The following is a 12,401-nucleotide window of genomic DNA, read 5'->3' on the forward strand; positions in this document are numbered from 1 at the left end:
ACACGCCCGCGTCTGTCATATGACGCGGGCGTGACACGCGTCATGAGGGATGTCACGTCCGCTGCGCCGGCAGGGCGGCACGGGTACCGCTGCAACGACGAAGGCACGGCCGGGGCCGTGCCTTCGCGGTTCAACGCAGGTGGCGGGACTTACCAGAAGAACTGCGCGCGGGCTTCCAGGATGTTGGGATCGTCGTTGACGAAACCGCGCGCCGTGGAGCTGTACTTCTTGCTGTCGACCATCACGTAGTTGAGCATCAGCTTGAAGTTGGAACGCAGGTACCAGTTCGCGCCTACGGTCCAGATGTCCATCTTGCCACCCAGCACGCCATCGACGATCGGCGGGCGACCGGCGACCGGGTTGGCGGCGAGGTTGCCGTCATTGAGGTCCATGTGGTCGTAGCGCACGCCCAGCTGCCACTGACCGCCGGCCGGGTTGTTCGGCAGGCCGGTGCCCGGGGTGCCGCCCTTGTAGCTCCAGGTCTCGCCGGTCACGTTCCACACGCCGCTGATGTAGTAGCCGTCGCTGGTGTAGTTGTCGTGGTCGTAGCGCTTGGCCTTGCTGGTGTAGTACTCGGCCTGGGCCTTGAAGGGACCCTGGAAGTACATCGCTTCGGCACCGATGGTGCTGACGCGGTCGGTGTCGGTCAGGTTGCCGCTGTCGACCAGGCGGGCAGTGGCGAGGTCGGCATTCGGACGCGCACGCACGCGCAGGGTGTCGGCGTCGGCGTCGTAGTTGACGTAGCTCAGGCCGAAATGCAGGACCTGGCCCTTTTCATTGATCGGGGCCCAGGTGCCACGCGCGCCGTAGCCGCTGCCGTGGGCCAGGTTGCGGGTCAGCTCGCGGCCGAAGGCGCTGGCGGTCACCGACCAGTTGTCCTGGCCGTAGCTGTACGCGCCGCCCAGGCGGCGGGCGATGGCATAGGTATTGGTGACCGCTGCCTTGGAAATGAAATCGTTGTTCTTGGTGCTGGACAGTTCTTCCAGGCTGTTGGGCTGCTTGAACTGGCCCAGCTGCAGGAAGTGGTTGGCGTTGCCCAGCAGCTTGTACTTCACGTTGGTGTCGAGGAACTTGTCGGCCTTGGCGTCATAGCCGACCACCCACTCCACGTTGCCCGGGCCCTTGCCCTTGAGCACCAGCTCGGCGCGACGCAGTTCGAATTCGCTGTTCTTGCCGTTGCCGGCGTCGCCACCGTTGAGGTCCACCACATCGTTGTGGAACCAGTTGCCGTCGGCCTGGACCAGGCCTTCGAAGGTGATTTCCGAACCGCCGATCACGTCGATGGCGACTTCGGCGTGTGCAGCCGGCACATACAGCGCAGCAGCCACGGCCACCGTCAGGAGTTGGTGATGCAGTTTCATGGAGAGGAGCCTTGCAGGCAGGTGGGAAGATGCGCGCAGGCTAGAAGGTAAAGATTGCGTAAATGTGACAGTTCACGCGCGGCAGACATCCACCGCAGGCCCCGTCACGGCAGGGCCTGCCATTGAAACCGTTTGCGTATGACGCCCGGATTGCGCCTTGGTTGCAGTCGATCCACGCCCTGCATGGATGCGGCCGTCACTCGGCCGCGGTCTTGTCCTTGAACCGGCACAGGTCGGCGATCACGCAGCCCGGGCAATCCGGCTTGCGCGCCTTGCACACGTAACGTCCGTGCAGGATCAGCCAGTGATGCGCGTCGAGCAGGAACTCGGCGGGGATCACCTTCACCAGCTTGTCTTCCACTTCGCGCACATTCTTTCCCGGGGCCAGGCCGGTACGGTTGGCGACGCGGAAGATGTGCGTGTCCACCGCCATTACCGGCTCGCCGAAGGCGGTGTTGAGCACCACGTTTGCGGTCTTGCGGCCCACGCCCGGCAGCGCTTCCAGTTCTTCGCGATCGCGCGGCACTTCACCGCCATGCTTCTCCAGCAGGATCGCGCAGGTGGCGATCACGTTCTTCGCCTTGGCATTGAACAGCCCGATGGAGGAGATGTACTGCTTCAGCCCGTCCTCACCGAGCGCAAGGATCTTTGCCGGGGTGTTGGCGACCGGGAACAATCGGCGCGTGGCCTTGTTGACGCCGACGTCGGTGGCCTGCGCCGACAGCGCCACCGCCACCAGCAGCTCGAACGGCGAGCTGTACTCCAGTTCGGTCTTCGGGTGCGGGTTGAGTTCGCGCAGGCGGGTGAACATCTCCACCACGTCGGCGCGCGGCATCGTGCCGCCACGCCGCGCCGGGGCGCGTGCGGTTTTCTTCGTGGTCGCCATCACTGCTCCTTGCCGCTGGCGCGGGCCTTGGCCCGGGCGAGGATGGCGGCTGCCGCGGCGGGCAGGGCGGGCTTTACGTCCGGCGCCGGGGCGGGCGTGCGCCGCGCGTCACGTTCGGCTTCGCGGCGGGCCAGGCGCACCGCTCGGGCGCGGTAGCGTTCGCGTGCCGCCCAGGCCGTGCGGAGCTGCTGCTGAGCCTGCTGCAGGCGTGAAGGAAGTTCCGGGTGGCCGGGCAACAGCTGTTCGTCGCCGGCACGGACGACGTAGTCCATCAGCCCCGCCTGCAGGGCGCCATCAAGATCGTCTGCCTGGACCCGGGCGAACAACTGCGCGGGATTGGGTCGGGAAGCCATGGCGTCAGCGGTTCTGGAACGCCGGCGGGCGGCGCTGCAGGAAGGCGCTGGTGCCTTCGCGCATGTCCTCGGTGGCGAACAGCAGGCCGAACTGCGCGCTTTCGTACTCCAGCCCGGCGTCCAGGCTGCATTCGCCGCCCACGTGCACCGCATCGAGCAGGCCACGCAGGGCCAGCGGGGCCGAGCGTGCCAGCTGGCGGGCAATGTCCTGCACGCGATTGTCCAGCGCGTCGGCGGGCACCACTTCGTTGACGATGCCCAGTTCCAGCGCACGCGCGGCGGTGATCGGCGCCCCCAGCAGGCACAGCTCCAGGGTGGTGGCGCGGCCGCACAGGCGCAGCAGCCGCTGGCTGCCGCCGAAGCCGGGGATCAGGCCGAGGTTGATTTCCGGTTGGCCGACCTTGGCGGTATCTGCGGCGATGCGCAGATGGCAGGCCATCGCCAGTTCCAGTCCACCGCCCAGTGCGAAACCATTCACGCGTGCGATGACCGGCTTCGGCATCCGTTCAATCTGGCGCATCAGGGCCTGGCCCAGCAGCGAGAAATCACGTCCCTGAACCGCGCTGAGTGTGTTCATCTCGGCGATGTCGGCGCCAGCCACGAAGGCCTTCGGACCGGCCCCGGTCAGTACCACGACGCGCACCTCCGGATCGGCGGCGGCGTCGCTGAAAGCCCCGGCAAGGGCCTCCAGGGTCGCGGCGTTGAGGGCGTTGAGCTTGTCCGGGCGCTGGACGGTCACGGTGCGGATGGCGCCGTCGTCGTAGACAGCGATCAGGGCATCGGCCACGGGGAAAACTCCTGAAACGTTAAAAAAAGTGATATTGAACTCTGCAAACGCAGGCGGGTCATAGCCTGCATCGTGAGTAGCGGTTACACGTTGCGCCCGTTATCCTAACCCGTCGCCTCAGGGCGGCGCAGAACGTCCCTGAGTTACCACCCCTGGAGAACTGTTTGATGAAGTTGCGTTCTATCGCGGTCGCCGTCGCGGCCCTGGCCCTGACGGGCAATGCCTTCGCCCAGGACGTCTCGTCCGAAAAGGGCAAGCTGAGCTACTACTTCGGTTACGACTACGGCAACAACCTGGCGGAGCTGACCGGTCGTGGTGAGCAGCTGGACATCAACTCGGTGGTGAAGGGCCTGCAGGATGCCTACGCCAAGAAGCAGCCGGCGATCACCGCCGAGCAGCTGAAGCCGGCCGTTGAAGCGTTCCAGAAGCGCGAGCAGGGCCGTGCCCAGGCTGCCAAGGCCGAGTACGAGAAGGCTGCTGCCGAAAACAAGACCAAGAGCGATCAGTTCATCGCGGCGAACAAAGCCAAGGCCGGCGTGCAGTCGCTGCCGAGCGGCGTCCAGTACCGCGTGATCGAAGCCGGCAAGGGTGCCAAGCCGACCCAGGCCAGCACCGTGCAGCTGGAAGTGGCCGGTCCGTTCCCGTACGGCCAGCGCCCGACCGAAGCCCGCCCGGCCCAGCAGATCCCGTCGATCAAGGTCAGCGAAGTCGAAATGAAGGCCATGCGCGAGACCCTGCTGCAGATGCCGGCAGGCTCGAAGTGGGAAGTCACCCTGCCGCCGGACCAGGCCTACGGTGCGGACCCGCGCACCCCGTTCCCGCCGAACGTGGCTGTGCAGTTCGAGATCAAGCTGGTCAGCGTCAAGTAAATCGAAGCAGTAAACCAAACGCGCCGGTGACCCCACCGGCGCGTTTTTGTTTGCGCAGTGCTGACGGTAGAGACGACTGTCAGTCGACCGCTCTTGGGTCACATCGGGGAAACGCCCGCGCTGCGCGCGCGAGTCGACTGACAGTCGACTCTACCGTCCGGCCGGGCCACCCGCGCAAATTCAGCCCGATCGCGCTACTGTTGGCGGGTGCAAACAATGGAAGAAACGGCGCGTGTTGTCGCAAGTCCCTGCATCGGAGTGTGCACGCTGGATCCGGACCGGCAATGCACCGGCTGCGGGCGGCATCTCGAAGAAATCGCGCGGTGGTCGTCAATGAACAACGAGGAACGCAGCCGCATCCTGCACCGCGTGCAACCGTTGCGTGCACAATTGCAGCAATCGCTACGCGGATCGCTGGCCGACCACGAGCGCTTGGTGCGCGCACTGCATCCTTTGGCCGAACCGCCGGCCGGCGACGGCTGGAACCGCAGCGAGCTGATCGACCTGCTGCCACCGGGGCCGCCTGTGGAGGCGGCGGTGCTGGCCGGCATCGTGCCGCGCGCCAACGGCGCGCAGGTCATCCTCACCCGTCGCACTGAAACCCTGCGTACACATGGCGGCCAGGTCGGGTTCCCCGGTGGCCGCACCGAACCCGATGACCGCGACGCGCTGGCGGCCGCCCTGCGCGAGAGCCAGGAAGAAATCGCATTGGCGCCCGGCCAGGTGCAGCCACTTGGCTATCTCGACCCCTTCGTGACGATCACCGGCTACCGGGTCACGCCGGTGGTGGCGGTGGTCGATCCGGAGTTCGTGCCGGTGCCGCAGCCCAGTGAAGTGGCCGAAGTGTTCGAGGTGCCGTTGGACTACCTGATGGCCCCTGACAGCCTGCGCCAGGTCGAAATCAATCATCGCGGCCGCATCCGCCACGTCCTTGAGTATGGCTGGCCCGGCCAGCGCATCTGGGGGGCGACCGCGGCCATCCTCTACAACCTGCGTCGCCGCCTGGAGCAAGTGCAATGAACCCGATCAAGCAGCCGTGGACCACCCTGGTCGATGTCGACACCCTGGCCGCTGCACTGGGCGAAGGCGTACGCGTGGTCGACGCCCGTGCGACCGCCAGTACCGCCGTGCGCGTGGTCGATGCGCGTGCTTCGCTGGCGGACCCGCAGGCTGCGGGCGGCCAGTACCTGGCAGGGCACATCCCGACTGCGGTGCATGCCGATCTCAATCGCGATCTGTCCGATCTCGGCCGCATCGGCCATGGCCGTCACCCATTGCCCGACAGCGATGCTTTTGCCGCGAAACTGGGGCAGTGGGGCATCGGCCTCGACACCCAGGTGGTGGTCTACGATGGCAGCGACGGCAGCATGGCCGCCTCGCGCCTGTGGTGGCTGCTGCGCCTGATCGGGCACACCAAGGTGGCTGTGCTCGATGGTGGTATCGCCGCGTGGCAGGCCGCAGGGCATCCGTTGGCGACGGGACAGGGTGAAGTGACAGCGCTGCCTGCCTACCCGGGCCGCTTCGACACCACCCAGGTCGCCAGCGCCGATGAAATCACCGCGCGCCTGAAACATGCACCGGGCTGGTTGGTCGACGCACGCGCAGGTGAACGCTTCCGCGGCGAAGTGGAGCCGCTGGACCCGGTCGCTGGCCACGTACCCGGCGCGGTCAACCGCCCGTTTGCGTTGAACGTCGCCGACGGCCGCCTGCGCGATGCACAGGAACTGCGCGCCGAATTGCAGGGCGTGATCGGCAACCGCGATCCGCAGCAGGTGGTGCTGATGTGCGGCTCCGGCGTGACCGCCTGCCACCTGCTGCTGGCGATGGAAAGCGCAGGACTGAGCGGCGCGCGCATCTATGCCGACTCCTGGAGCGGCTGGGTGAGCGACAGCAGCCGCCCGGTGGCGACCGGCGCCTGAGAAGCGCGGGGTCGGAGCCGTTTTCCAACGGAAAACGGCTCTGACCCTATCGAGCGTAAATCCGGGTCAGAGCCCGTTGCGTCGCCACGGGATCCGACCCCGTGCCGACCAAGGTCGGCACCCACCAACAGCGGCAGAAATCTGTCGAAGGCGGGGTGGGTCCGGTTGCGGGGGCGTGAGCCGCATGGATGCGGCGACCGAGCTTACATGGACGTACTTGCAGCGTCCCCCGCAACCGGACCCACCCCGCCATCCCCCGGAATGCCAGCTCTTGACGTTGACGTTGACGTTGACGTTGCTTCTGCGGGTGCAGGGCGCAGCCCTGCCACTTACCCAACCGGCTGCAGTGGCACCTTCGCCAGCACCCGCGCCCACGGGAACAACGGCCCCGGATCACGCTTGCGCGCCACCATCAGCGTCGGATCATCGCTGGCCGGCACCTGCTCCCGATCCAGCTGGTCATGCCCGGCAATCCGCTGCAGCGACGGATAGCGCACCACCAGCGCCTGCAGCAGCCGCTCCAGCGCTTCCAGTTGCGCCTCGGTGTAGGCCTCGTCCATCGCCTGGTGACGGCTGTCGAACCAGTGCGGGTAGCGCCCGGTATTGACCAGCTCGATGCCCAGCGTATGCGCGTTCATGCCGCGCACGTGGTGGGCCACGCGTTCGGGCGCAACGTACTGCACCACGCTGCCATCGCGGTCGATGTAGAAGTGCCCGCTGTTGCCGGCACCGCTGTCATACAGCACGCGCTCGCCGTACTCGCGGGCCATCGCCAGATCGGGCAGCTCGGTGCAGTGGATCACCACCATCTCCAGCGCGGCCGGATCGCGCAGCGGCAGTCGGTCGTGGTAGGGCAGGGGCTGCAGCTGCAGGCCGGGCAGGAGCGGGTTGGGCATCCGGCGATGCTAGCATTGCGGCATGAACCTGCCTTCTCTTTCCTGGTTGGCCCGCGCCCACGGAGCACGCGCATGAGCCGCGGCCACTGCATCCTCTCCCATGGCTTCGAGAGCGGCCCAGAGGCGACCAAGGTCACCGCGCTGGCCGAGGTGGCCCAACGCCTGGGCTGGACCCACGAGCGCCCCGACTACACCGACCTGGACGCGATGAGCGAGGTCAGCCGGGTGGGCGACGTGCCGACCCGCCTGCGCCGTCTGGTTGAACGCGCCGCCATCGCTGCCCGTCAGGGGCCGGTGGTACTGGCCGGCTCCAGCCTGGGCGCCTACATTTCCGCCATCGCCTCGCTGCAGGTGCCGGTAGCCGGCCTGTTCCTGATGGTGCCGCCGACCACCATGGGCCCGATGCCGGCGCTGGACGCCGCTGTGGTGCCGACCACGGTGGTGCAGGCCTGGCATGACGACGTGGTACCGGCTGCCGGCGTGATTGCCTGGGCGCAGGCGCGTTCGGCGCAGTTGCTGCTGGTTGACGATGGCCACCGCCTGGAGCGCCACGTGGAGGCCTCTGCGCAGGCCTTCGAGCGCCTGCTGCGGCAACTGTGAAGCCGGGGCGCACGGCGCGCCTGCCCGCATTGACTACAATGGCAGCCCCGCCGCCCCCGGCGCGGGCCTGCCGGCCGTGCCTACGGCCCTCCTTTCCGACCGGCCCGGCCCCTGTGCCGCGCCCGACCACCTGCGAACCGACCCCGTGAAATTCTTCGTCTCCTGCGCCAAGGGCCTGGAATACCTGCTTGCCGATGAACTGTCGGCCCTGGGCCTTGCCAAGGCCACCGCCACCATTGCCGGCGTCAACGCCGAGGGCGAACTGGCGCAGGCGCTGCGGATCGTGATGTGGTCGCGCTTGGCCAGCCGCGTGCTGTGGCCGATCGCCGAGTTCGACTGCCCGGACGAGCAGGCCCTGTATGACGGCGTGCGTGCGCTGCCGTGGCACGAGCACATCACGCCGGAGATGACCCTGGCGGTGGACGCACACGTGTCCGGTGACAAGATCACCCATGCGCGCTTTGCCGCGCAGCGGATCAAGGACGCCATCGTCGACCGGATGCGTGATGAAGGCCTGGAGCGCCCCTCGGTCAACACCGACCTGCCCGATGTGCGCGTCAACCTGTCGCTGCGCAAGGGCCGTGCTTCGCTGTCGATCGACCTCGGCGGTGGCCCGCTGCATCGCCGTGGCTGGCGCGGTGCCGCCCACGAGGCGCCGCTGAAGGAAAACCTGGCCGCCGCGCTGCTGCTGCGCGCGCAGTGGCCGCGCCTGCACACCGCCGGAGGCGGCCTGCTGGACCCGATGTGTGGCAGCGGCACGCTGCTGATCGAAGGTGCACTGATGGCCGCCGACGTCGCCCCTGGCCTGATGCGGCATGGCAGCCTGCCGCCGAGCCGTTGGCTGGGCTTCGACAAGGCGGCCTGGAAGTCCATCCAGAGCGAAGCACGCGAGCGCGAAGCGGCCGGCCTGGCCGCGCTGAAGCCGGTCATCCATGGCAGCGATATCGACCCGGCCGCGATCCAGGCCGCCCGCGAGAATGCAGAGGTTGCCGGCGTCGCCCACGCGATCCGCTTCACCCGCGCCGATGTCGCCGACCTGGCCGCGCCCGAACAGGAGATCGGAGCGGTGGTCTGTAACCCGCCGTACGACGAACGCCTGGCTGCCGATCCGGCGCTGTACCGCGCGTTGGGCAATGCCCTGCAGAAGGCCGTGCCGCAGTGGCGTGCCAGCCTGCTGTGCGGCAATGACGAGCTGGCCTTCGCCACTGGCCTGCGCGCCAGCAAGAAGTACCAGATGTTCAACGGTGCGCTGGAATGCGCGCTGATCGTCTGCGATCCGATTGCCGTGCCGGGTCGTGATCCGGCACAGCCGCGCGAGCTGAGCGAAGGCGCGCAGATGGTGGCCAACCGGCTGCGCAAGAACCTGAAGAAGTTCAAGAGCTGGCGTGCCCGCGAGGACATCACCTGCTTCCGCGCCTACGACGCCGACCTGCCGGAGTACGCGGCGGCCATTGATGTCTACGAGGAAGACGGGGGCAAGCGCCGCACCTTCCTGCATGTGCAGGAGTACGCGGCACCGGCGGCGATTCCCGAGAACGACGTGCGCCGCCGCCGCAACGAGCTGCTGGCCGCCGCGCGCGAAGTATTCGGCGTGCCGCCGGAGCAGGTGTCGATGAAGTCGCGCGAGCGCGGCAAGGGCGGCAGCAAGTACGGCCGCTTCGAGCAGCGTGACGAGTTCATCGTGGTGCGCGAGAACCATGCACTGCTGCAGGTGAACCTGTTCGACTACCTGGACACCGGCCTGTTCCTTGACCATCGCCCGCTGCGCCGGATGATGGCCGAGCAGGTGCGTGGCAAGCGTTTCCTGAACCTGTTCTGCTACACCGGCGTGGCCAGCGTGCAGGCCGCCGTGGCCGGTGCCGCCAGCACCACCAGCGTCGACCTGTCGGCCACCTACCTGCAGTGGTGCTACGACAACCTTGCGCTGAACGGGCAGGGGGGCAACCAGCACCTGCTGGTCCAGGCCGACGCGATGGCCTGGCTGGAAGGCGACCGCGGCCAGTACGACGTGATCTTCTGTGATCCACCGACTTTCTCCAACTCCGCCCGCGCCGATGATTTCGACGTGCAGCGCGAACAGGTGAAGCTGCTGCGGGCGGCGGTGGCCCGGCTGGCACCGGGTGGCGTGCTGTACTTCTCCAACAACTTCCGCCGCTTCAAGCTGGAAGAGAACGCCATCGCCGAATTCGCCCAGTGCCACGAGATCACCGCACGCACCATCGGTCCGGATTTCGAGCGCAACGCGCGCATCCACCGCGCATGGGAACTGAAGCGGCTGGGGTAAGCCCGGTAGTGCCGGCCGCTGGCCGGCAACGGTGTCAGATCCGCAAAGGGTTCATGAGGTGCCGGCCAGCGGCCGGCACTACCCCTGTCTGGCCGGTGGATCCACGCCATGCCTGGATGGTTGTTCAGTAGATCCACGCCATGCGTGGATGGCGGTTACAGCAACGCCACCACCAGCCCCAGCGCCGGCAGCGTGATCGCCAGCGGTGCGATCCACTTCGGCCGGTACGGATACAGCCCGAACGACAGTGCCACGCCGCACATGGTCATTGCGCCCAGCCACAGCACCGGGCCCATCGCCCAGCCGTGATCGGCCACGCACAACGCGAACGCCACCGTCAGCAGGGCCCAGCCCAGCACCCGCCACTGCGTGCGCCGTGCCGGGCTGGCCGCAGCCTTGCCGTGCAGGTCGTACTGGTGTCTTTCCATCGCCAGCGACAGCGCGGTGAACGCGGAAAACGACAGGGTCAACGCGAGCAGCATCATGCACTGGCCTCCGCTTCGGCGGTTTCGACCACAGTCACTGGCGCCGCCGCCGCCGCACGCTTCTTCTTCTCGGCCGCGCTCAGCGGTGGCGTCCAGCGCTGCATGCGCCAGCCGCACATCGCCAGCATTGCGCCGAAGACAATCATCGAAAGATCGACGCCGGCCAGTACCCAGTCGCCGTTGCGCAGGGTGTTGCCCAGGTGCGCATGCGTGGTCAACGCATTGACCACCGGCACCAGTGCGAACGCGGCCGCGCCCAGGTAGAGCTGCCACGCCCACATCATTCGCCTCGGCCAGATGAAGGCGGCCAGCAGCGCGCCGGCCCAAGCGTAGAAGAATACGTTGGCCTCCGCACTCGAGCGCTCGGCGATGTCCAGCGGCAGCAGGCGGTTGCCCCAGAAGTACGCCGCGAAGGCGATCGGCAGGCCAGCCACGGTGCCGATGTTGAGCGCATCGACCAAGCGAAGGCCGAAGCCGGTGCGTCCACTCTTGGCATGCTTCGGTCGTTCCTTCACCGCCCACAGCACCACGCCGCTGGCGACCATCAGGCAGCCCACCAGACCGGACAGGAAGAACAGTGCACGCAGGCCCCAGTCCGCAAAACGCGCCAGGTGCAGGCCGTACAGCACACCACGGGTGGCGGTGGCACCGCCCGATGGCGGCGTTTCCTCAAGCAGAGCACCGCTGACCATGTCGTAACGCACGGCCGGGGTGTCGATGGACAGGCGCTTGCCATCGCGCTGGCGGATGTCGATCACCGCATTGGCCGCCCCCGGATTGGACACGGTGAAACCGGCCACCTCCACGCCGTGCCAATGCGCGCGTGCGCTGTCCAGCAACTGTGCGATCGGCAGCGGCGTGGCGCGGCCCTCGGCGGGCGCGGTCACTTCCGGAAGGCCGCCGAAAGCCTCGCTGATGAATTTGTCCTCGTCCTGGGGGTAGGCGACCTTCACTCCCCACGGCAGGTACATGATCATCAGAGTGACGATGCCGGTGTAGGTGATCATCGCGTGGTACGGCAGCGCCATCACCGCGCTGACGTTGTGGAAGTCGAGCCAGGAGCGCAGGCCCTTGTCCTTGCGGAAGGTGAAGAAGTCCTTGAAGATCTTCTTGTGGGTGATCACGCCGGTGATGATCGCCACCAGCATGAACATCGCGCAGAACCCGACCAGGTAGCGCGCCCAGTACACCGGGATGTAGTGCAGGTCGAAGTGCAGGCGGTAGAAGAAGTCGCCTCCACGGGTCTCGCGCGCCTTCAGTGCCTGGCCGCTGTTCGGGTCCAGCGTGGCGTCGCCGAAGCCACCGCGGCGGCCACGGCTGGGGTCGGCCAGTTCCGGTGGCAGCCGCCAGAACATCTGCATGGCCGGGTTGCGCGGCTGCGGCAGGGTGACGAACCAGTTCTCGGCGTGGCTCGCATTGGCCTGCAGGTAGTCCACCGCGCGCTGCGCGGCCACGTCGATGCTGACGTTGCTGGACGGCAGCTCCGGGCGCATCCAGCGGCTGATTTCCTCGCGGTAATAGCTGGCGGTGCCGGCCATGAAGATCAGCAGCAGCAACCAACCGACCAGCAGGCCGGTCCAGGTATGCAGCCAGGCCATCGACTGGCGGAATCCGTTCTTCATGCCCAGGCCCCCAGCATGCGCGCAATGGCCGCCATCAGCAGGGTGGGGGCGAGGATGCCGACCCAGGCGCGCAGCGCGCTGCGGGTGGCGAACGCCCAGAGTGCGGCACCGGCGGCGACAAGGATCGCCAGCAGCATGCCGGTCAGCACGGTCTGGCCGCGCGCGCCGGGCAGCGCCACTGCGCAGAACACACTGGTCATCGAGGCCAGCGCATAGCCGCCGAAGATCGCGGCCAACGAACGTGACAGCACGCCCCAGCGCGGGTTGGAGAAGAAGGTGCGGGGGCTGGCGGTTGCGGGCGAGCGGTCCACGGCGTTCCTGCAGGTTTCAGTGGAAGAG

At 67.5% G+C, this 12,401-nt stretch carries 13 protein-coding genes; 5 read left to right on the forward strand and 8 right to left on the reverse strand.

Annotated features, from left to right (window positions below; translation table 11 throughout):
• Nucleotides 1-149: 149 nt before the first annotated feature.
• From BN1263_RS02990 to BN1263_RS03005, 4 genes are all read right to left on the reverse strand, one after another.
• Nucleotides 150-1,361 (reverse strand): OprO/OprP family phosphate-selective porin, encoded by a 1,212-nt coding sequence (locus BN1263_RS02990; RefSeq protein WP_049411264.1) that lies wholly within the window; start codon nucleotides 1,359-1,361, stop codon nucleotides 150-152.
• A gap of 196 nt (nucleotides 1,362-1,557) precedes the next feature.
• Nucleotides 1,558-2,247 (reverse strand): endonuclease III, encoded by a 690-nt coding sequence (gene nth, locus BN1263_RS02995; protein WP_058979478.1) that lies wholly within the window; start codon nucleotides 2,245-2,247, stop codon nucleotides 1,558-1,560.
• Complete coding sequence (locus BN1263_RS03000; protein WP_019659074.1) at nucleotides 2,247-2,600, reverse strand: hypothetical protein; 354 nt, start codon at nucleotides 2,598-2,600, stop codon at nucleotides 2,247-2,249. Before BN1263_RS03000 ends, nth begins: the two co-directional genes overlap by 1 nt.
• 4 nt (nucleotides 2,601-2,604) lie before the next feature.
• Nucleotides 2,605-3,387 (reverse strand): enoyl-CoA hydratase/isomerase family protein, encoded by a 783-nt coding sequence (locus tag BN1263_RS03005; protein WP_058979480.1) that lies wholly within the window; start codon nucleotides 3,385-3,387, stop codon nucleotides 2,605-2,607.
• Between the two features lie 167 nt (nucleotides 3,388-3,554).
• On the opposite strand from BN1263_RS03005, the gene BN1263_RS03010 reads away from it, so the two are divergent.
• From BN1263_RS03010 to BN1263_RS03020, 3 genes are all read left to right on the forward strand, one after another.
• Complete coding sequence (locus BN1263_RS03010) at nucleotides 3,555-4,256, forward strand: FKBP-type peptidyl-prolyl cis-trans isomerase (RefSeq protein WP_005408797.1); 702 nt, start codon at nucleotides 3,555-3,557, stop codon at nucleotides 4,254-4,256.
• A gap of 216 nt (nucleotides 4,257-4,472) precedes the next feature.
• Nucleotides 4,473-5,276, forward strand: coding sequence for a CoA pyrophosphatase (locus BN1263_RS03015; RefSeq protein WP_058979482.1), 804 nt, complete (start codon nucleotides 4,473-4,475; stop codon nucleotides 5,274-5,276).
• On the forward strand, nucleotides 5,273-6,175 hold the full coding sequence (locus BN1263_RS03020; protein ID WP_058979483.1) for a sulfurtransferase: 903 nt from the start codon (nucleotides 5,273-5,275) through the stop codon (nucleotides 6,173-6,175). Before BN1263_RS03015 ends, BN1263_RS03020 begins: the two co-directional genes overlap by 4 nt.
• A 329-nt stretch (nucleotides 6,176-6,504) precedes the next feature.
• On the opposite strand, the gene BN1263_RS03025 is transcribed toward BN1263_RS03020, so the two are convergent.
• Nucleotides 6,505-7,071, reverse strand: a complete 567-nt coding sequence (locus tag BN1263_RS03025; RefSeq protein ID WP_058979485.1) for an N-acetylmuramoyl-L-alanine amidase — start codon at nucleotides 7,069-7,071, stop codon at nucleotides 6,505-6,507.
• 72 nt (nucleotides 7,072-7,143) lie between these two features.
• On the opposite strand from BN1263_RS03025, the gene BN1263_RS03030 reads away from it, so the two are divergent.
• Both BN1263_RS03030 and rlmKL read left to right on the forward strand, forming a co-directional pair.
• Nucleotides 7,144-7,671, forward strand: coding sequence for an alpha/beta hydrolase (locus BN1263_RS03030; protein ID WP_019659068.1), 528 nt, complete (start codon nucleotides 7,144-7,146; stop codon nucleotides 7,669-7,671).
• A 145-nt stretch (nucleotides 7,672-7,816) separates the two neighbouring features.
• A complete protein-coding gene (rlmKL, locus tag BN1263_RS03035) occupies nucleotides 7,817-9,955 on the forward strand; it encodes a bifunctional 23S rRNA (guanine(2069)-N(7))-methyltransferase RlmK/23S rRNA (guanine(2445)-N(2))-methyltransferase RlmL (protein WP_058979487.1) in 2,139 nt (712 codons plus the stop codon).
• A gap of 155 nt (nucleotides 9,956-10,110) precedes the next feature.
• Here rlmKL and BN1263_RS03040 read toward each other — a convergent pair whose 3' ends face one another.
• The 3 genes from BN1263_RS03040 to BN1263_RS03050 are packed head-to-tail and all read right to left on the reverse strand — an operon-like array spanning nucleotide 10,111 to nucleotide 12,373.
• Complete coding sequence (locus BN1263_RS03040) at nucleotides 10,111-10,440, reverse strand: DUF3325 domain-containing protein (RefSeq protein WP_019659066.1); 330 nt, start codon at nucleotides 10,438-10,440, stop codon at nucleotides 10,111-10,113.
• Complete coding sequence (locus tag BN1263_RS03045) at nucleotides 10,437-12,062, reverse strand: PepSY-associated TM helix domain-containing protein (protein WP_058979488.1); 1,626 nt, start codon at nucleotides 12,060-12,062, stop codon at nucleotides 10,437-10,439. The genes BN1263_RS03040 and BN1263_RS03045 overlap by 4 nt, the downstream gene beginning before the upstream one ends.
• Nucleotides 12,059-12,373, reverse strand: coding sequence for a DUF3649 domain-containing protein (locus tag BN1263_RS03050; protein WP_058979491.1), 315 nt, complete (start codon nucleotides 12,371-12,373; stop codon nucleotides 12,059-12,061). The genes BN1263_RS03045 and BN1263_RS03050 overlap by 4 nt, the downstream gene beginning before the upstream one ends.
• Nucleotides 12,374-12,401 lie beyond the last annotated feature (28 nt).

The sequence above is a fragment of the Stenotrophomonas thermophila genome (assembly GCF_001499715.1).
GTDB classification, from domain to species: domain Bacteria; phylum Pseudomonadota; class Gammaproteobacteria; order Xanthomonadales; family Xanthomonadaceae; genus Stenotrophomonas; species Stenotrophomonas hibiscicola.

What these genes read in the sequence shown, in the direction of transcription:
- BN1263_RS02990 (WP_049411264.1), bottom strand. Translation starts at nt 1,361, where the DNA reads ATGAAACTGCATCACCAACTCCTGACGGTGGCCGTGGCTGCTGCGCTG.
- nth (WP_058979478.1), bottom strand. Translation starts at nt 2,247, where the DNA reads ATGGCGACCACGAAGAAAACCGCACGCGCCCCGGCGCGGCGTGGCGGC.
- BN1263_RS03000 (WP_019659074.1), bottom strand. Translation starts at nt 2,600, where the DNA reads ATGGCTTCCCGACCCAATCCCGCGCAGTTGTTCGCCCGGGTCCAGGCA.
- BN1263_RS03010 (WP_005408797.1), top strand. Translation starts at nt 3,555, where the DNA reads ATGAAGTTGCGTTCTATCGCGGTCGCCGTCGCGGCCCTGGCCCTGACG.
- BN1263_RS03015 (WP_058979482.1), top strand. Translation starts at nt 4,473, where the DNA reads ATGGAAGAAACGGCGCGTGTTGTCGCAAGTCCCTGCATCGGAGTGTGC.
- BN1263_RS03020 (WP_058979483.1), top strand. Translation starts at nt 5,273, where the DNA reads ATGAACCCGATCAAGCAGCCGTGGACCACCCTGGTCGATGTCGACACC.
- BN1263_RS03025 (WP_058979485.1), bottom strand. Translation starts at nt 7,071, where the DNA reads ATGCCCAACCCGCTCCTGCCCGGCCTGCAGCTGCAGCCCCTGCCCTAC.
- BN1263_RS03030 (WP_019659068.1), top strand. Translation starts at nt 7,144, where the DNA reads ATGAGCCGCGGCCACTGCATCCTCTCCCATGGCTTCGAGAGCGGCCCA.
- BN1263_RS03040 (WP_019659066.1), bottom strand. Translation starts at nt 10,440, where the DNA reads ATGATGCTGCTCGCGTTGACCCTGTCGTTTTCCGCGTTCACCGCGCTG.
- BN1263_RS03045 (WP_058979488.1), bottom strand. Translation starts at nt 12,062, where the DNA reads ATGAAGAACGGATTCCGCCAGTCGATGGCCTGGCTGCATACCTGGACC.